General features: G+C 63.2%; 16 protein-coding genes. 9 read left to right on the forward strand and 7 right to left on the reverse strand.

The features are described from left to right. Positions 1-241: 241 nt before the first annotated feature. Positions 242-1,012, reverse strand: coding sequence for a hypothetical protein (locus tag VNW74_RS19475; RefSeq protein WP_325679768.1), 771 nt, complete (start codon positions 1,010-1,012; stop codon positions 242-244). A 643-nt stretch (positions 1,013-1,655) separates the two neighbouring features. Between VNW74_RS19475 and VNW74_RS19480 the strand changes: the two genes are divergently transcribed. From VNW74_RS19480 to VNW74_RS19500, 5 genes are all read left to right on the forward strand, one after another. Then, positions 1,656-2,348, forward strand: coding sequence for a TetR/AcrR family transcriptional regulator (locus tag VNW74_RS19480; protein WP_325679770.1), 693 nt, complete (start codon positions 1,656-1,658; stop codon positions 2,346-2,348). Between the two features lie 58 nt (positions 2,349-2,406). After that, a complete protein-coding gene (locus tag VNW74_RS19485; RefSeq protein WP_325679772.1) occupies positions 2,407-3,558 on the forward strand; it encodes an acetyl-CoA C-acetyltransferase in 1,152 nt (383 codons plus the stop codon). Between the two features lie 3 nt (positions 3,559-3,561). Then, a complete protein-coding gene (locus VNW74_RS19490) occupies positions 3,562-4,740 on the forward strand; it encodes an acyl-CoA dehydrogenase family protein (RefSeq protein ID WP_325679774.1) in 1,179 nt (392 codons plus the stop codon). 55 nt (positions 4,741-4,795) lie between these two features. Continuing rightward, the gene (locus VNW74_RS19495; RefSeq protein ID WP_325679776.1) at positions 4,796-5,704 is read left to right on the forward strand and encodes a hypothetical protein; all 909 of its coding nucleotides are present in this window, start codon (positions 4,796-4,798) and stop codon (positions 5,702-5,704) included. Positions 5,705-5,914: 210 nt separating this feature from the next. Next, positions 5,915-6,568: a TetR/AcrR family transcriptional regulator gene (locus VNW74_RS19500; protein ID WP_325679778.1), complete on the forward strand. Its 654-nt coding sequence runs from the start codon at positions 5,915-5,917 to the stop codon at positions 6,566-6,568. Here the strand turns inward: VNW74_RS19500 and VNW74_RS19505 are convergent. The 3 genes from VNW74_RS19505 to VNW74_RS19515 are packed head-to-tail and all read right to left on the reverse strand — an operon-like array spanning position 6,545 to position 10,251. Beyond that, a complete protein-coding gene (locus VNW74_RS19505) occupies positions 6,545-7,858 on the reverse strand; it encodes a phytoene desaturase family protein (protein WP_325679780.1) in 1,314 nt (437 codons plus the stop codon). The genes VNW74_RS19500 and VNW74_RS19505 overlap by 24 nt on opposite strands. 14 nt (positions 7,859-7,872) lie before the next feature. Further along, complete coding sequence (locus VNW74_RS19510; RefSeq protein WP_325679782.1) at positions 7,873-9,030, reverse strand: acyl-CoA dehydrogenase family protein; 1,158 nt, start codon at positions 9,028-9,030, stop codon at positions 7,873-7,875. A gap of 3 nt (positions 9,031-9,033) precedes the next feature. After that, a complete protein-coding gene (locus tag VNW74_RS19515; protein ID WP_325679784.1) occupies positions 9,034-10,251 on the reverse strand; it encodes an enoyl-CoA hydratase-related protein in 1,218 nt (405 codons plus the stop codon). A gap of 125 nt (positions 10,252-10,376) precedes the next feature. Here VNW74_RS19515 and VNW74_RS19520 point away from each other — a divergent pair, with 125 nt between their 5' ends. Both VNW74_RS19520 and VNW74_RS19525 read left to right on the forward strand, forming a co-directional pair. Continuing rightward, positions 10,377-11,222 carry a crotonase/enoyl-CoA hydratase family protein gene (locus VNW74_RS19520; protein ID WP_325679786.1) on the forward strand — a complete coding sequence of 282 codons (846 nt, stop codon included), beginning with the start codon at positions 10,377-10,379 and terminating at the stop codon, positions 11,220-11,222. Between the two features lie 145 nt (positions 11,223-11,367). Beyond that, positions 11,368-12,027 carry a hypothetical protein gene (locus tag VNW74_RS19525; RefSeq protein WP_325679788.1) on the forward strand — a complete coding sequence of 220 codons (660 nt, stop codon included), beginning with the start codon at positions 11,368-11,370 and terminating at the stop codon, positions 12,025-12,027. Between the two features lie 249 nt (positions 12,028-12,276). On the opposite strand, the gene VNW74_RS19530 is transcribed toward VNW74_RS19525, so the two are convergent. The 3 genes from VNW74_RS19530 to VNW74_RS19540 form a co-directional block, all read right to left on the reverse strand. Further along, a complete protein-coding gene (locus tag VNW74_RS19530) occupies positions 12,277-13,314 on the reverse strand; it encodes an LLM class flavin-dependent oxidoreductase (protein ID WP_325679790.1) in 1,038 nt (345 codons plus the stop codon). An 84-nt stretch (positions 13,315-13,398) separates the two neighbouring features. After that, positions 13,399-14,616 (reverse strand): alpha/beta hydrolase, encoded by a 1,218-nt coding sequence (locus VNW74_RS19535; RefSeq protein WP_325679792.1) that lies wholly within the window; start codon positions 14,614-14,616, stop codon positions 13,399-13,401. 159 nt (positions 14,617-14,775) lie between these two features. Further along, positions 14,776-15,978 (reverse strand): cytochrome P450, encoded by a 1,203-nt coding sequence (locus tag VNW74_RS19540; protein WP_325679794.1) that lies wholly within the window; start codon positions 15,976-15,978, stop codon positions 14,776-14,778. A gap of 139 nt (positions 15,979-16,117) precedes the next feature. On the opposite strand from VNW74_RS19540, the gene VNW74_RS19545 reads away from it, so the two are divergent. Both VNW74_RS19545 and VNW74_RS19550 read left to right on the forward strand, forming a co-directional pair. Next, positions 16,118-16,948 (forward strand): mycofactocin-coupled SDR family oxidoreductase, encoded by an 831-nt coding sequence (locus VNW74_RS19545; protein WP_325679796.1) that lies wholly within the window; start codon positions 16,118-16,120, stop codon positions 16,946-16,948. 17 nt (positions 16,949-16,965) lie between these two features. Beyond that, the coding region (locus VNW74_RS19550) for an acyl-CoA thioesterase domain-containing protein (protein ID WP_325679798.1) at positions 16,966-17,220 on the forward strand (255 nt) is incomplete at its 3' end.

Raw genomic sequence — 17,220 nt, forward strand, 5'->3', positions numbered from 1 at the left:
GAACAGCGCGCGAGCCGATTCCAGGAGCAGGCGCCTCCCATCACCGCGCGCCACTGGTTGGCAGTTGACGGTTGGCTTAGTGGGCACCCCGTCATTTTCGCACGCCGATGGCCGCTTAACGGCCGGCTTCGGCACACGCACGCCGAGTCAACTCGCAACCAGTTGGGTGGGCGTTAACGCCGCTACTTGCCGGCAGGTGGCCAACCCTTTGACAGACCAAGCACGGCTCTGTCATCGACCGTCAGAACACCGTGGCGTGCTCTGCCGCGCGCAACGCCTGGGGCTCGGGTTCAGCTCTTTGGGCACGCAGTGCGCGGAAAATCAGCCAGCTCTGGATGGTGATCCATACCGAGAACAAAGTCAGCGGCGACCAGAACACCAGCAGCCCGTTCCAGGCAAATGGGCCGCTACGCGGTATGAAGGCGATCGCGCCTGCCTCGAACATGATCGTTATCCACAGCGACATGTAGCCCCACCATCGCGGAAACGGGTTGTTCTTGACCAGTTGGGTGGCCGGGCGCAGCGCGATGACCGTGACGGCGATCCACGCGAAGATGTAGAACTGGTCGGTCGTCGTCATCGTCAGCGACGCCAATTCGTGCATCAGGGTGGTGACCTCGGAGTCTTTGCGGGGTGCCGTGTATGCCGCTACACCCCAGAACATCGGCGGGAGCATCAAAAACAGCGACATCATGGCACCGCTGACCAGCGTCAGCGCACTCCATATCTTCCATCCGCCGGTCTCGGCCCGGGCCATCTGAATTGCGAGCACGGCCAAGATCGGCATCATGAAGGCGCCAGTCCAGCTGCATAGGACGGCGCCGAGTTTGATCTTGCCTTGATTGTGCACGTACCAGGAGGCCACCTGGTCGGCGCTCCATTTGGGATCCTTCAGGGGAACCTGCTGCAGCAGAAAGATGAAGGCAATGATGTAAACGATGGCGAGGCCGATACCCCACCACAAGATGGCGCGCTGGCTCCGTTCGGAGAACACGCTGCGGCCCTCAGACATGGATTTCCTTTCGGTCGCTAAAGGTTGCTCAATTAGCGCCCATTGAGGCACCACGTTCCAGTTGCCTGGGTCCCATGGCGACTCCTCCTAATCGTGCAACTCCGGTGTGACGTCGGTCTCATCGGATGACTTACATGATAACGATCGTTCGCACGGTTTCGTCAATAGGCCGTTTCGACTGACCGCGATGCGCTGCCGCGGATCCGTGCCATGGGTGGCCTGGGCCACCGAGGCTCGGACGCCCAGCCGTGCAGCCCGTCGATTTGCGGGATGAGGGCGGCATCCAGTCCCCCGGGCTTGGGAGTGACCGCCGTGAGGCATGCCGCGGTCGCCGACCGCCCTGGGGCGACCCTGGACTCACTCGTCCGACATTGCCGTGGCCATGATCGACAAAAATCGTCACCCGAGTCGTGCTGATGCAGGTATGAGGTGTCGCTGACCCGGCCAGTCAACGTAGCGGCGCTATTGATACGGGTATGTGCGACAGTTATTGTGCGGCTGGCGCATTCGACGCCAAGATGGCGTTCCCGCTGGCTATCCCACCAGCACCAACCGAGGACGTTGCGGTGAGAGCGCCACCGGTAATCAACATCGGAGATCGACGTATACGACACCCTGACCGTGCCTGGAATATCCTGTAACCGTGCCTAGAAAAGCTGCAGCGGCGTCTAACGGCAAGATATCGACGGACGCCGAGTCCAAGTCCGCCCGCACCCGTGCCCGCATCCTCGATGCGGCGGCGCACGTCTTGAGCTCGAAAGGGTTCGCCGGGACGAGGCTCTCGGATGTCGCCGAATACGCCGAGCTTCAAGCGCCGGCGATCTACTACTACTTCGGGTCCCGCGAAGAGCTAATCGAAGAGGTCATGTACTGCGGCATCGCTGAGCTGCGTAAGCACGTGCAAGATGCCCTCGATGATCTGCCGCCGGAGACCTCGCCTCTGGAGCGGATCATGGTCGCTGTCGAGGCCCACCTGAGGCATGAATTGGAGATTTCCGACTACGCCACCGCCTCGATCCGCAATTCCCGGCAGATCCCCCACCGGCTCCGCACCCGACAGCTCAAAGAGGAAACGGCCTACGGACGGATGTGGCGCCGGTTGTTCGACAATGCACTGGCCGACGGGCAGATCCGGCCCGGCCTCGACCCCCGGTACGCGCACCTGCTGGTCCTCGGGGCGCTGAACTGGGCAGCCGAATGGCGCGACGCGCGCCGCGATTCCGTCGACGGCATCGTCGTCAACGCCCAATCATTGGTCCGCCACGGACTGTCCGCCGATGGGGAATCCCGGGCCCGCGGCACGCGGAAAGCGCGCTCAGCACCTGCCAAACGTTGAGCGAATGGCCACTTCGGGGCGGGTGGCCCGGCTTTTTATTCTATGTTAAATTATTCGGGTGACTGAGGCTTATATTGTTGATGCGGTTCGCACAGCGGTCGGCAAGCGCGGCGGCGGACTGGGCCACGAGCACCCGGCAGACATGGCCGCCCATGTCATTCGGACGGTGGTTGATCGCCACGACCTGGATCCGGAGGCAATCGACGACGTAATCCTCGGCTGCTTGGACAACATCGGTTCCCAGGCCGGAGATATCGCCCGCACGGCGGCACTTGCAGCCGGCCTGCCTGAGTCGGTGCCGGGCGTTACGGTGGACCGACAGTGTGGATCGGCGCAACAGGCAGTACATTTCGCCGCCCAAGCCGTGATGAGCGGCACCGCGGACCTGATCGTCGCGGGCGGCGTGCAAAAGATGAGTCAGTACCCGATCTTGAGCGCGTTCACCGCGGGTGAGCCTTTCGGCTCAAGCGATCCATGGACCGGCTGTCGCGGATGGGAGGCCCGGTACGGCACCCAGGAAATCTCGCAATTCCGCGGCGCGGAGATGATCGCCAGCCAGTGGAAACTCAGCCGCGAAGACAACGAAGTGTTCGCCTACAGCAGCCACCAGCGCGCGCTGGCCGCCATTGCCGAAGGTCGATTCACCAAGGAGATCGCCCCGTATGCGGGCGTCACCGTGGATGAAGGGCCACGTCCCGACACGTCATTAGAAAAAATGGCCAAGTTGCCGACCCTGGTCGAGGGTGGCGTGTTGACCGCGGCGGTGGCCAGCCAAATCTCCGACGGAGCCGCAGCACTGCTCATCGCATCACAGGACGCGGTCAATCGGTTCAGGTTGACACCGCGAGCGCGGATCCACCACATCTCGGTGCGGGGCGCTGATCCAGTGATGATGCTGACCGCCCCGATCCCGGCCACCCGGCATGCACTCAAGCGGACGGGGTTGTCGATCGACGAGATCGACCTAGTGGAAATCAATGAGGCATTCGCCCCCGTGGTACTTGCCTGGTTGGCAGAGCTTGACGCCGACCCTGAGCGCGTCAACGTCAACGGCGGGGCAATCGCTCTGGGACACCCGATCGGCTGCACTGGCGCGCGCTTGATGACCTCATTGCTGCACGAACTGGAACGCACTGGCGGCCGCTACGGTCTGCAGACCATGTGCGAGGGCGGCGGACAGGCTAACGTCACGATCATCGAAAGGCTCTGAGCGGTGCGCCGGACGCTGTATAGCCCCGATCACGAGGCATACCGAGAAACAGTTCGGGAGTTCCTGGCTCGCGAAGTGGTTCCGCACCACCCTGACTGGGAGCGTAACCGCCGGATCGACCGTGACGTGTTCGTCAGCGCCGCTAAAGCGGGAATATACGCATTGGAGATCGACGAGCGTTACGGCGGTGCCGGTGAACATGACTACCGCTACCGGATGGTGGTCTGCGAGGAGATCGCCAAGGTCAACGCGCTGTCGTTCGGCCTGACTGTCAGCCTGCAGGACGATCTGGTGCTGCACTACCTACTCGATCTCACCACCGAGGATCAGAAACAGCGATGGCTGCCAGGCTTCGCGTCCGGCGAACTGATCGGTGCCCTCGCGATGACCGAACCCGGCACCGGCAGCGATCTCAGAGGGATCCGCACCAGCGCTCGCCGCGACGGCGACAGCTGGATCCTCAATGGCCAGAAGACATTCATTTCGAGTGGCATTATGGCCGACCTCGTCGTGGTCGCCGCCCGCTCCGAACAGGAGGGCGGTTCACGGGGGTTCAGCTTGTTCGCCGTGGAACGCGACACACCCGGATTCAGGCGCGGACGCCAGCTGGAAAAAATCGGGCTGCCGGCTCAAGACACCGCCGAGTTGTTCTTCGATGACGCAGTGGTTCCCCTCGACAATCTGTTGGGAGAAGAAGGTCGCGGACTGCAGTACCTGATGGGCCATCTGCCCCGCGAGCGACTGGGAGTCACCGCCCAGGCCATCGCGACCACACGCGCGATCTTCGACCAGACCGTCGAGTACTGCCAACAGCGCAACGCTTTCGGCCAACCGCTAACCGCGCTGCAACACATCCGTTTCCAGCTCGCCGAGATGGCCACCGAGCTCGACATCTCCGAGGCATACGTCGACAAATCGGTGCACGCGTTCAACGCAGGCGAGCTCTCCGATGTCGATGCCGCGAAGGGTAAGTGGTACGTGAGCGAGCTCCAACGCCGACTCCTCGATAACTGCCTACAACTTCACGGAGGGTATGGGTACATGGTCGAGTACCCAGTCGCCCGAGCGTATCTCGATACCCGGGCCCAGACGATCTACGGCGGCACAACGGAAATCATGAAGGAGCTGATCGGCCGAGAGATTGCCGGCTCAAATCGGACTTCTCATCGTAATGAATATTGATCCGGAACCTTAATTTAATATATATTTAGATCGCGCACGAGGAGGTTTGCCGCACATGCCGCCGAATATCCTACCCAGTCCATCGGATTTTTCCGCAGGGCACTTCGCTGGTTGGTTTTTCACGTTGTATGCCGGCCTGCTCGTGGTCAGTATCGCCGTCATCTGGGCCCTGTGGACGGGGTTCAAGAAGCAGAACTGGCTGCCGTCGATGCTGATCTTCGGGGGATTCCTGTGCTCGCTGTTGGAGCCGATGCTCGACCTACTGGGCCATCTTCGGTGGGCCAATGACCTCCCGTTCTACGTCTTCACCAACTTCGGAATTCAGATACCGCTGCTGATCCCATTCTGTTACGCGGCCTTTTTGGGTCTGGAGCCCTATTTCATCTACCTGCTGTTCAAGCGCGGCCTGAACGTCAAGCAGGTGATGCTGGTCTACCTGATTGCGGGATTGACCGATGCCATCATGGAGACGCCCGGGCTGCTGATGCACGTCTACCAGTACTACGGCGTTCAGCCTTACACCTTCCTGAAATTCCCGTACTGGTGGGCGTTCATCAACGGTGCGTCGTTCATGACGATTGGGTTCTTCATTTGGTATTTGGAACCCCGGTTGAAGGGCTGGGGACGAGCCCTGTTCCTGGTGCTTCCCCCCATCGGGATGATGGTCGCCTATTTCAGCGTCGGCTGGGTGCACATCCTGGCGCTCAACTCCACTCTGCCGACCGCGGCCAAATGGGTGGCCACCACGATCATGATGGCCGGCTTCATTCTCTACATCCGCGGCATGGCCTACTTCGTCGCCGTGCCGGACGACGAAGCGGTCGATTGGCATTTCGGTCATCTCCTTACCTACCGGCTACTTGCCTTCCTGCCCTCAATGCGACAGCGCATGCTTGACGACGAGGCACGGCGTCGTTCCACAACAGATGCTCCGGCACGACGAGAACGAGCGCGAACGTCCTAGCCGGCGACCCGGACTTGCCGTGGCGGGTGAACATACCCCGCCACGGCATTGTTTCATCGAAACTACTTAATCGGAGATAGAAAACTGTGGTTTCGGCAAGCGTTACGTTGGATTGCGCCGAGTCCATGAACCGATTGCAGGCTCGAATCTCGGATAGAAATTGTGCCCGCACACGGGGGCGTGGTGCCGTTTACTGGCTAGAATTGGTCAATGACCAGGCGGACTGACATCGCGTCTGTGACGGGTCCGGCGTCCGCCGACATCGCTGAGTCCAAATCGACCCAGACAAGACGGCGGATCTTAGACGCGGCCGCCCACGTGTTGAGCGCCAATGGATATGCCGGGTTGCGCCTCACTGACGTGGCGGCACAGGCCGAGCTGCAGGCGCCGGCGATCTATTACTACTATCCGTCGCGCGATGACCTCATCGAGGAGGTGATGTGGGCCGGTATCGCCGACATGCGCGAACATGTCGCCGCAATACTCGACGGCTTACCTGCGGACGCCTCTGCGCTGGATCGCCTGCTCGCCGCGGTCAGCGCTCATCTGCGACACGAACTAGAGATCTCGGACTACACGACCGCAGCCATCCGCAACGCCGGCCAGGTGCCGCCGCGGATTCGAAAGCGCCAGGTCCTCGAGGAAGAGCGCTACGGCGAAGTGTGGCGACGACTGATCAACGACCTGGCACGATCTGGTCAACTGCGCGCCGATCTGGATTTATACATGGCTCAGATGCTGGTCTTGGGCGCGCTAAATTGGGCGGTCGAGTGGTGGGATCCTCGGCGCAGCTCTTTGGAAACCGTCGTCGCCAATGCGCAGTCGTTCGTCCGGTATGGATTAGCCGAGACGACGGTCGGTTAGCGCAGCGAGGATCTTATCCGTCACTAGCTGCGCCGTCTCTGCGCACGCCGTCGTGCCCCCGTTGGCGTATTCCTTGACCGCATCGCCGACATTCCACAGACCGGCGAACGGTGTGTCGTGCGGCAGATCGAAACCCGCCACCGCCCGTTGCGGCGGCCAGCCGTCACGGGTGACCGCAATGCTCAGTATCCGTGCACGCTCATCGAACTGATCGATATTGTCGCGCAGATCCGCCAGCAGGAGCTCGGTTTCGGCCGCCTCGTCGAAGTCGCCAATGGAGGGCTTGGGCACCGCCGTCCCGACGTAAAGATGCCATCCCCGCGGCGCCATCTCCGGGCAGGTATCGGTGAAGTTCGCGATGTAGGCCAGCCGGCGTGACGTGGCGAAGCTGAGCATGCCGGGAACGTCCACGAGGCGGTGGCGGCTCGCGAAGTTCACCGAGATCATTGCGGTCGGGCGATCACCCTTCTTGACCAGGTCCTGGTAGTCGGATGGCACGTTTTCCTCGCCGAGAAGCTCGATGGTGGCGGCGGGTCCGACATCGCTGACCACGACTGACGTTGCGACGCTGACCTTCTCGCCGGCGCGGTTCACCTCTACGCCGGTCACCCTGTCGCCATCGGAGATGATCTCGGTGACCGTTGTGCAAAGCCACACTTCGCCGCCGTGCGACTGGACGACGTCAGCCAGTCCGCGCCACAGCCCGATGGTGCCGTCGGGGTGAAAGCCGAACCGCTTGAACGCGCTCTTGCGAGTGAAATAAGTGAGGAACACCCGCGCCGGAAGGTCTTCTGAACCTACTGCGAAGATCGAGGCGCACATGTTGCGGAATATGCCGTGCACGCGTTCGTTTTTGGTGTAACGAGACACCCATTCGGCGGTACTGATCTGGTCTTCCGGCAGGCCGGAGTCGCTGCGCGCGGCACCGATGCCGGCAATCAACTTGGCGCCCTGGCGGGTGAGCTTGCTCAGCAGAAAACCCCACCCGCCGCCGGTCACGTCGACGTTTTTGCCGCCGATCCGGTACAGCAGCGCTGGCTTGGGTTCGCGGATGTCGAACGGTGCGCCGACCTCCTCACATGTCTGTTGGGTGATGCCGCCGAGCTCGATCACGATGGCACCGGTATTGACCTTGAAACCGTCGATGTCGTCGGTAGAGGCGCGTCCGCCGACCTTGTCGAGGCGTTCCACGACGAGGGTGCGATAGCCGTGGTGGGCAAGCCGGGCGGCGGTGAACAAGCCGCCCGCGCCGGCTCCGATAACGACCGCATCGAATTGCGTTCTGTGCACTCGGGTCTCGCTTTCTAATAGGACCGGGGCAGGCCCAGCGATGTTTGGGCCACGAAGTTGAGCACCATTTCGCGGCTCACCGGCGCGGTGCGCATCAGCCTGGTGACGAACCACAGCTCGGATAGCCCGTATTCCAGGGACAGCCCGTTGCCCCCATGGGTTTGAATCGCCTGGTCGAGCGCCTTCAACGCGGCCTCGGACGCAGCGTATTTGGCGATGTTCGCGGCTTCACCCGCCGGTTCTCCGGCATCGAAGAGCTCGGCGCTGCGCAGGGTCGCCATCCGGCCCAGTTCGACCGCGATGTGGCATTCGGCGAGCGGATGGGCGACGCCTTGGTGGGCGCCGATCGGCGTCGACCAGACGCTCCGGTGTCGCGCGTAATCCACGGCCTTACCGATCGCGTAGCGTCCGATGCCACTGGATAGCGCGCCCACCAGGATCCGTTCGGGATTCAGGCCGTCGAAAACCTGCCGAAGACCGTTGCCGGCGACCCCGATCAGCGCTTCTTCGCCAACTGCGACGTCATCGAGGAACACGGTGAACTGCTTGTCCGGTGACACGATCGACGTGGCGATGGGCGCAAACGTCAATCCCGGGGTATCGGTTGGAACTGCGAATAAAGACAACCGATTGCGCTCCGCTGTCGAATGATCCGCGTCCCGGGTGGCCAGCAGTATCGCGTCGGATTGGTCCACCGCGGAGATGTAGTACTTGGAACCGGAAATCCTCCAGCCGGTATCGGTGCGTTTCGCGGTTGTCTTGAGGTCGTGGCTGTTTGACCCGGCGTCGGGTTCGGTCAGGCCGAATGCCATCTTCTTGGTCCCGTCCGCGATGCGCGGCAGCCATTGCTGCTTCATTTCCTCCGACGCGTGACACGCTAGGATGCTGCCGCAGATGGCCGGCGAGATCACCCAGATCAGCAACGGCATCCCTTGCGCAGCAAGCTCTTCCACGACGACAACGGCATCAGCCATCCCTCCCCCGCCGCCACCGTAGTCCTCGGGCAGGTGCAGGCCCAATAGGCCGGCGGCGCCGAGGTCATTCCACAATTCCTCGATCCCCCCGCCCGTGCGTGCCCGCGCCAGGAAATACTCGGGTCCGTATCGCTTGGCGATCCCCGCGACGCTGTCGCGTATCGCCTTGTGCTCGGGTGAATCGTTGATCAGTCCCATGTCCTACCCTCCGGTGAAGCGGGGTGTGCGCTTCGCTCTGAACGCCGAAAGCGCTTCTGCGGCATCGGCGGTGTCGGCGGTGGCCTTCAGCGCCTCGATTTCTGACTGCAGTTGCGTGGCCAGGTCGTTGTGCCACGCACCGCGCAACAGCGCCCGCATCCTGGCAAAAGCTCGGGTGGGCCCGCGCGCCAAGTCGGTCGCCAGCGCCACGGCCCGCGCCCGTAGCTCGTCAGCCGGCACGATCTCGTTGATCAGCCCCCACTCCAGGGCCTCGGTCGTCTCGATCGGCGCATTCCGCAGATAAGCCTGGGCCGCACGGCGCGCGCCGATCAGGCGTGGCAGATGCCAGGTTCCGCCGCCATCGCCCGAAAGGCCAAGCGCTGCAAATGCTGTCAGGAACTTCGTGCCTTCGGCCGCTATCACTAGGTCGGCCGCGTAGATGTAGCCGAGCCCACCACCGGCGATTGCGCCATGGGCGGCGGTGACGATCGGTGCGTCGATGCGGCTGAGCACGCGAAAGGCTTCATGAAACGGTGTGGTCATCCACTCCAGGAGTTCGCCATACGGTGTCGACGCATCCGACGGAAAAGTATCGATGTCGCCGCCGACCGAAAATGACGGCCCGTCGCCGCAAATGAGGACGGCGCGAACGGACCGGTCATCGGCGATGCGGCGGGCGACGACGAGGGATTCGAAGGCCATGCGTGGGTCGATTGCGTTGCGCGCCTCGGGCCGGTTCAGGCACACGGTCGCGAGTCCGTCGACCACGGAATAGTCGATCGTTTCAAGCCGAGCCTGATCGTCCAGCGCTTCAACCCATGCGGCGGTGTCGGTCAGCTGATCCAGCGAGGTCATCCGGCCGTCGTCGGCGAAGCCGATCACATGATGAAACGCCGCTTCGAGCTTCTTGCCGGACCGCCGAGCCTCGCCCCGGTAATGGCCGACGACCAACAAGCGGCCGTCGTCGAGAGCGTGGAATTCGTCGGGATGAGCCGCCACCCGGTAGTGGCGACCGAGTTGCCACCACAGCTCACGGCGCATCGCCTCGGGACCGACGTGCTCGCCGCCCGCCCCCAACGGCAACCCCTCGGTGGCATGTCCAATGAAATCCGGGTGCAGCAGCTTTCCGAGCGTTTCCCGGTCGCCGTCGGCCAGCGCGCGATAGAGGCTCCGAACGGCAGCGACCCTGGTCGCCGAAGGCGGCGATGCGTCAGGCGACATGGCCGCTGACACCCCCTTTTGCGTTTGCGTCGCAAGAGCAACAGGAACGGCATTTTTTAATACTCATTAGGCGCGTATCAGACCAGATCAGCACCTGTGCACCCAGACTCTAGCAGAATTTTCTAGTGCATGTTAAATTATCGGTGTCGTGGATAGGGGCCCGCACCATGGACAACGCCGCACGCGTGACCGTCGATGTGGACGGCGCGGTAGCGCATGTCCGACTCAACAGGCCGGACAAGCTCAATGCGCTCGACACCGCGATGTTCGAAGGACTGGTATCGGCGGGCAAGCGACTCATGTCCGACCCCGACATTCGAGCGGTGGTGGTCAGCGGCAACGGACGCGCCTTCTGCGCCGGCCTGGACTTGTCGTCATTCGCTCGCATCGCCAAGGGGGGTGGCGAGCATCCAGCCATGCCTCCGACGACCCTCGAGCGTATCGGCGGTGCGACGGCGCTGGGTCCGCAAGCCGCGGTGGTCTGGTCGCAGGTTCCCGTGCCGGTCATCGCCGGCATTCATGGCGTGGCATACGGCGGCGGGCTGCAGATCGCCCTGGGTGCAGACATCCGGGTGGCGTCCCCGGACGCGGAGCTTTCCGTGATGGAGGTGCGGTGGGGACTGATACCGGACATGGCCGGAACACAGCTGCTTCCCGAGCTGGTCGGCCGTGACGTCGCCAAGGACCTCACGTTTACCGGCCGGAAAGTCAGCGGATCCGAGGCCGCCGGAATGGGACTGGTCACCCGATTGGCCGACGATCCGGTAGCCGCAGCGGTGCAGCTCGCACAACAGATCGCGGCCCACGACCGAAACGCGTTGCGGCACGCGAAGGCGTTGCTGGACATGGCCGGTCGGGTTCCGCTGGCGGATGGCCTCGATGCCGAGCAACGCGCCATCAAAGAGCTGCTGGCCTCGCCCGCCATCGCCGCCATCGCAGCGGATCGCCTTCAGCAGATGCGCGGAACGTAAACCGCGTCAAGGGCGCCTGGAATCGAGCCAACCTCGGGCACTGGGAGGAACTGTGACAACGACAACAGCACGCACCACGGTGGCGAGTGCACAGAACACGAGCACCGATTACACAATACTTCGCCTCGCGTTATGGTCCGTCTGCGTGTACGCGGGCCTAGGTCTGCTGGGCTTCGCGGTGTTCGCCGGCTTTTGGCCACCCCTGGGACAAGACCTCGACGCATCGGCCATAACCCGCTACTTCCAGACTCACCACACCAGCATCCAAGTGGGAATGGTGCTGATGGTTGTTGGTGCTCCCTGCTACTACACCTGGAGTGCTGCCATCTCTAAGGTCATCGGCCGGATGGAAGGCCCGATGGGTGTCCTGTCGACAACGGAACTTCTTGGTGGCCTGATGACGGGCGTCGTCACCGCCGTGCCGGCCGTAGTGTGGCAGACCGCAGCATTCCGCGCCGAAGCCCGCTCGCCCGAGACCGTGCAGACGTTATACGACTTGGGATGGCTGTTCTTCGACCTCACCTTCATGTTCTCGCTGTTACAGAGTGTGGCATTGGGTGTCGCCATACTGCTCGACCGTCGCACACAGCCTCTTTTTCCACGGTGGGTCGGCTATTTGTGCTTCCTGGTCGCGGCAATCTATGTTCCGCTGAGCCTGGTGCCATTTGTCCGGACCGGCCCGTTCGCCTGGCATGGCCTGCTGAACTTTTGGGCGGTGTTCGGCCTGTTCTTCGTGCTTATCGCCATCGTGACGCCCTATGCCTTCCGCGCGCTGCGTCGCCTTGAGCACGAAGACCTGACCTAAGGGGACTCAAGCGCGAAAGTCAGCCCGGCCACATGTAGGTCGGCAGATTCGCCTTCGACGATCCGACAATGCCCAGCCAGTTGAATGGCGGGTGATAGATCAATATGGTTGCCGCGCAGCAGAATCCGATCACCGCCAGAGTGCGAACCGCCGACAATCACCGCCCTTACTTTGAATGCAGATTCAACACCTTGATCGTCGAGGGTGGCAATAACGTCGTGGGGCGCCGCACCAGGCGGCCACCGCGGATCAATTCAGTTGCGGTAGAACGTCGGAGCCGATGAGTTCGACCATGTCGCGGTACTCGCCGGCGGGTTGGCCACCCATGTCGATGTAGATCAGGTTCGTGTCGCTGGTGAGCACTTCCGACCAGGCTTTGAGTCGGTCGGCCACCTCCGCCGCGCTGCCGACGATCGCGGGTCCTTTGGTGGTGAGGAACCCGAAGTCGAACGGCTTGGTGACGAACGCCGGCGGGTCGGGGTTGACCCGGGGAATCACGGTACTCATCAGCTCGAAGTAGGCGCGGTAACGCGGTTCCCACCGCTCGCGGGCCGCCTGGCTCGTCTTGGCGACGTTCACGTGCCAGCAGGCGCCGACGCGCGGCTGGCGCGGATGCCCGTAGGACGCGAACTTTTCCCGGTAGCTCTCGACCACGGGCTTGAACATCTGCGGGTTGCCGAAGGCCGAGGGCAGCATCAAGTCGAGACCCAGGCGCGCCGCCAGTTCCGTCGACGATTCCGAGGCGCCGCCGCCGACCCACAGCGGCATCGCGCCGACCGGCACGGGCTGCAGCACGAACTCACTGATCGGGGCGCGATGGCGCGAGCCCGCCCAGTTCACTTCCTTACCGGCCCACAACTGGGTCAGCAGTTCGACGTTCTGCGCGAACAACTCGTGGGAGTCCTCCAACCGCTGCCCAAAGAGCGTGTAGGTGGACACGAAGAAGTTGCCCCGGCCCACGACGACCTCGCAGCGTCCACCCGACAGCGCGTCGACCGTCGCGTAGTCCTCGGCCACCCGGATCGGGTCCAGGTTCGCGGCCAGCGTCACAGCCGTGGACAGCCGGAGTCTGGACGTGCGTTCGCCGATGGCCGCGAGGATCACCGGCGGCGCCGACGTGGTGTATTCCAGCCCGTGATGTTCGCCGATGTGCACGCCCTCGAAGCCTGCTTCGTCGGCGACGACGGCTGCCTCGACAATGGCCCGGTGCCGTTCGGCGGCCGTGGAAGCGAGTCCGGTGACTGGATCGGCCACCACGTCACCCAGGGTCATCAGACTCAACTTCATGTCGGCTCCTTACTGTGCCGGATATCAATCCTTGTTGGGTTATCGATCGGCGTGAGAGGTTGGCTATTTCCGCTGCGGGCGTTGTCAATTCACGTTGAAACCGTGGCGGCGCAGCCAGTCATGAACGTGGTCGGCCGCCCGTGACAGATGCGATTGTTGGTCTTCGCCAGTGAAGTAGTGGTTGGCGTCCGGCAGGTCGACCCGCTCTTTGTCCTGGTGACCGATCGCATCGAAAACCTGTGCCTGATGGCTGGTGGGCACGGCGTCGTCGCACCCGTTGACGACCATGAGCACCGGCACCGAAACCCTCGGCGCGGCATCCCCGGCGTCCACCTGGGCGGTGTCCAGGCCCCATTGCGACAACCAGCTGCGCGCGGTGGTAAACCGCATCAGCGCTCCGGGGCTGGTGTTGGCGACCTCGGGGTCGCCCAGATAGCTCCACCGCGGCCGGCGTCCGTTGGGTTCGATGGTGGGATCCAGCCAGCGCGGGTCGGCCATCGTCCCGTGGACGACGAAGGAGTGCTCGGCGTGCGGTTTGCCGGCGTTGCGGAAGTCCCGCAGTTTCTGCTGCGCGTAAGCGGTGATCCGGCGGTTGCGCTCGCGTTGTCGTTCGCGGTAGGCGGCGAGGAAGTCGGCCGAATACGGTGGCTGATTCGGGTTCGCGGGGTCGTAGAGATCAAACTCCGCGGCGCGGTCGCGGTCTGGCTGCAGCTCGTCGGTGATCGACGCATCGAGGAACTCGGTCAGCAGCCGGTGCCGGCTGCGCGGAGCCGCCAGCTGCATCACCGCGTCGGCAGGCGGTAGCGCGGTCTCGGCAAGCGACGACGGCTCCCCGGCGGCGGTCTGGGTAATAGTGGGCTTCTCGGCTTCGGCCTGGTAACCCATCATCGGCGATCCCCCGCCGCTCCAGCCGGCCAGCACGACACGCTCATAGCCGAGCCGTTCTCGCGCGTCGCGGACGCAGGCACCAAGGTCGATCAAATGGTTTTCCATTTGCAGCGCCGAGTCGCCAACCGAATACCGGTTGGCGTAGCCGATCACGTGCAGCCCGGTGCGTGCCAGTTCGGAGAACAGCGGGAGGTAGGCAGGCGATCCGATCGGATGAGATGCCACGATCACCGTGTCGGAGTCGCGGTCGCCGCGCAGCAGCTGCGCGTACCGCACTACATGGTCTGCGACGGTGCCATAGACGTCGTTGCGCGCCGTATGCTCTTGCGACACCACCAGGTAGGGGGTGCGCCGGTACTTGATACGCGCGACGGCCGGCGTGGTACTGGTCGGCATTTCGATCTTCGGTGTCATGAGCAGCGCATCTCACGCCAGGGCCTCATTTCGGAGGTACCTCCCTCGATCGAATTAGCCAGGTCGGGATCCCGCCGGTCTCGCGTCGAGTATAACCATACACCGTTTGGTTCTGGCCCGCCCGCGATCCACGAAAAGTGGGTTACCCGCACCGTCGTCTCAATCGATCACATCGAAAAGGAGATCCAGCTCCTCTGGGCCGTTGGCGATGCCAGGCGCCCAGCGCACTTCGGTGGCCGGGTCCGCGAAGCGCAGATTTGTCAGCCTGTTGAACAGCTCGTCGAAAGCGATCGCAATCTGAATCCGGGCGAAGTGCGAACCCAGACAACGATGGATTCCCAGTCCGAAGCCGGCCGAACTACTGCGCCGCCCATCGAACTTCAGGCGCGAAGCGTCCTCGAAGCGAGCGTCGTCGCGATTGGCCGAATCGAAGCGAATCAACAACTGCTGGCCTTGTCGGATCGTCACCCCACCGAGTTCGACATCCCTGGTAGCGGTTCGGCCGAGACAGCCAACCGGCGACTCCAGCCGGATGAACTCATCCATGTCCTGACGGATCCAGGCGGGATCGCGGAGTCGTTGTTCGAGTTCGGGCTGGCGCGCTAGGTGGTAGGCGATCGAACCCATCGCCCCCCGGGTGGTGTCGAGACCACCCAGGAACAGGACGGTGATGACGCCGAGTCGTTCCTCTTCCGTCAGCGGCCTGCCACCTTCCACCGTGCCGGTGGCGATGGCGTTCAACACATCGTTTCGTGCAACCGGGTTCGCCTCGCGCTCGGCGATGTACTGCCCGGCGAGGACGGCGAGTTCGAAAAACGCTTCATCGGTGACGTCGACCGCCAGCCGGATCACGACTTCGGCCGCATGGTCCATCTTCTTCGGGTCGTCCTCGTTGAAGACGACCCTCGACAAGGCATTGCCCACGAAGGGACCCGCGAACTCGCGGACGAATTCGAAGCGCCCGTTGTCGATGAAGCGTCCGATGAGGTCGGTGGCATTTTTTCGCAGTTCGGGCTCGAATCGCAGCAGGAAGCTGCGGGTGAACAGCGGATTGAGGATTTTGCGTAGGTCAACCTGGTAGGGCGGATCGGCGTCGAGCGGATTGAGTCGCACCGGCGACGGGCGGGGCGCAACGCCGGCCGACGAGAAGGTCTGCGGATCTTCGAGGACCCGGCGAACGTCGTCGTACCGGGTGACGACATATTGACCGCCGCCTTCGGCATCCGTGTGGGCCACCGGGCAATGGCGCCGTGCGTACGAAAAGACATCCCATTTGGCCTTCTCGTGTTGGGGATCCCACATGTTGTAATGCGGCAGCATCGCCGCGGCCGAGATGTCGGATTCGGCCTGCGCTTTACCCATGACGCACTACGCTAATCCAGCGCTGTTTGGTTAGTCAACGTTTTGGGATGTACACGGGGCGCACCACGCGCTACGTTATCGAACAATGATCGGTTAGATACGGCTGTGGCGCAGCGACGCCGGTGAGTGGGAGGTCCGCATGGGAGCGTTGGACGGCAAGGTCGCCTTCATCAGCGGTGGAGCGCGCGGCCAGGGCCGCTCCCATGCGGTGCGGCTTGCCAGGGACGGTGCCGACATCGTCACGTTCGACATCTGCGAGCAGATCGACTCGGTTCCCTACCCGCTGGGAACCGAGGAGGAACTCGCCCAGACCGTCGAAGCTGTCGAGGCGCTCGGCCGTCGGATTGTGGCAGCCAGAGCCGATGTGCGCGACGAGGCGGCGGTCAACAAGGTTGTCGACGAGGGCCTCGCGGAGTTCGGCCGGCTGGACATCGTGATCGCCAACGCCGGCATCATGCCCGTGCTGGGTCCCACATCGACCGTTATCCAGGCGTGGCACGACTGCATCGACGTCATGCTCACCGGCGTCGTCTACACGATCGAGGCGGCCATCCCCACGCTCGTCGAACAGAACCAGGGCGGCGCTATCGTCATCACCAGTTCGGCGGCCGGCCTGAAGGGAACGACGCGCAGCCTACGGTCCAAGACGTACGGGATGTTGGGCTATACCGCCGCAAAGCACGGCGTCGTGGGACTGATGAGGGCCTACGCAAATGCACTGGGCAGCTATAACATTCGGGTGAACTCCATTCACCCCACCGGCGCCGACACTCCCATGGTCAACAACGAGTCGTTTCTGGGTGCCGCGCCCGACGTGCCCGAGCTGTTCGAAGCGATGACCAATATCCTTCCTGTGCAGCTCATCCAGGCTGAAGACATCTCCAACGCGATCGCCTGGTTGGTCTCCGACGAAGCCCGATACATCACCGGCGCGACGATCCCTGTCGATGCCGGTGCGACCGCACGCTGACGCGCCACCCGACGGCAGTGGTTGATCCCGCCGAGAGCGCGGAATCGGTGCATTGGTGGCAAAAGATCTTCGCCCTGCGGGAGATCGCTGCCAACACCTACGAGACCGACCCCATACGCTCGGGTCTGCCACGTCTCTACGGTGGCCAGGTTGGGGCGCAGAGCCTGCTGGCCGCTGCGGCGACGGTCGATACCGACCGTGTCGCCCACTCGTTGCACACCTCGTTTTTGCACCCGGGCGACGACACCCATGCCGTCACCTACGACGTCAAC

The sequence above is a fragment of the Mycobacterium sp. genome, assembly GCF_035570115.1.
GTDB lineage: Bacteria > Actinomycetota > Actinomycetes > Mycobacteriales > Mycobacteriaceae > Mycobacterium.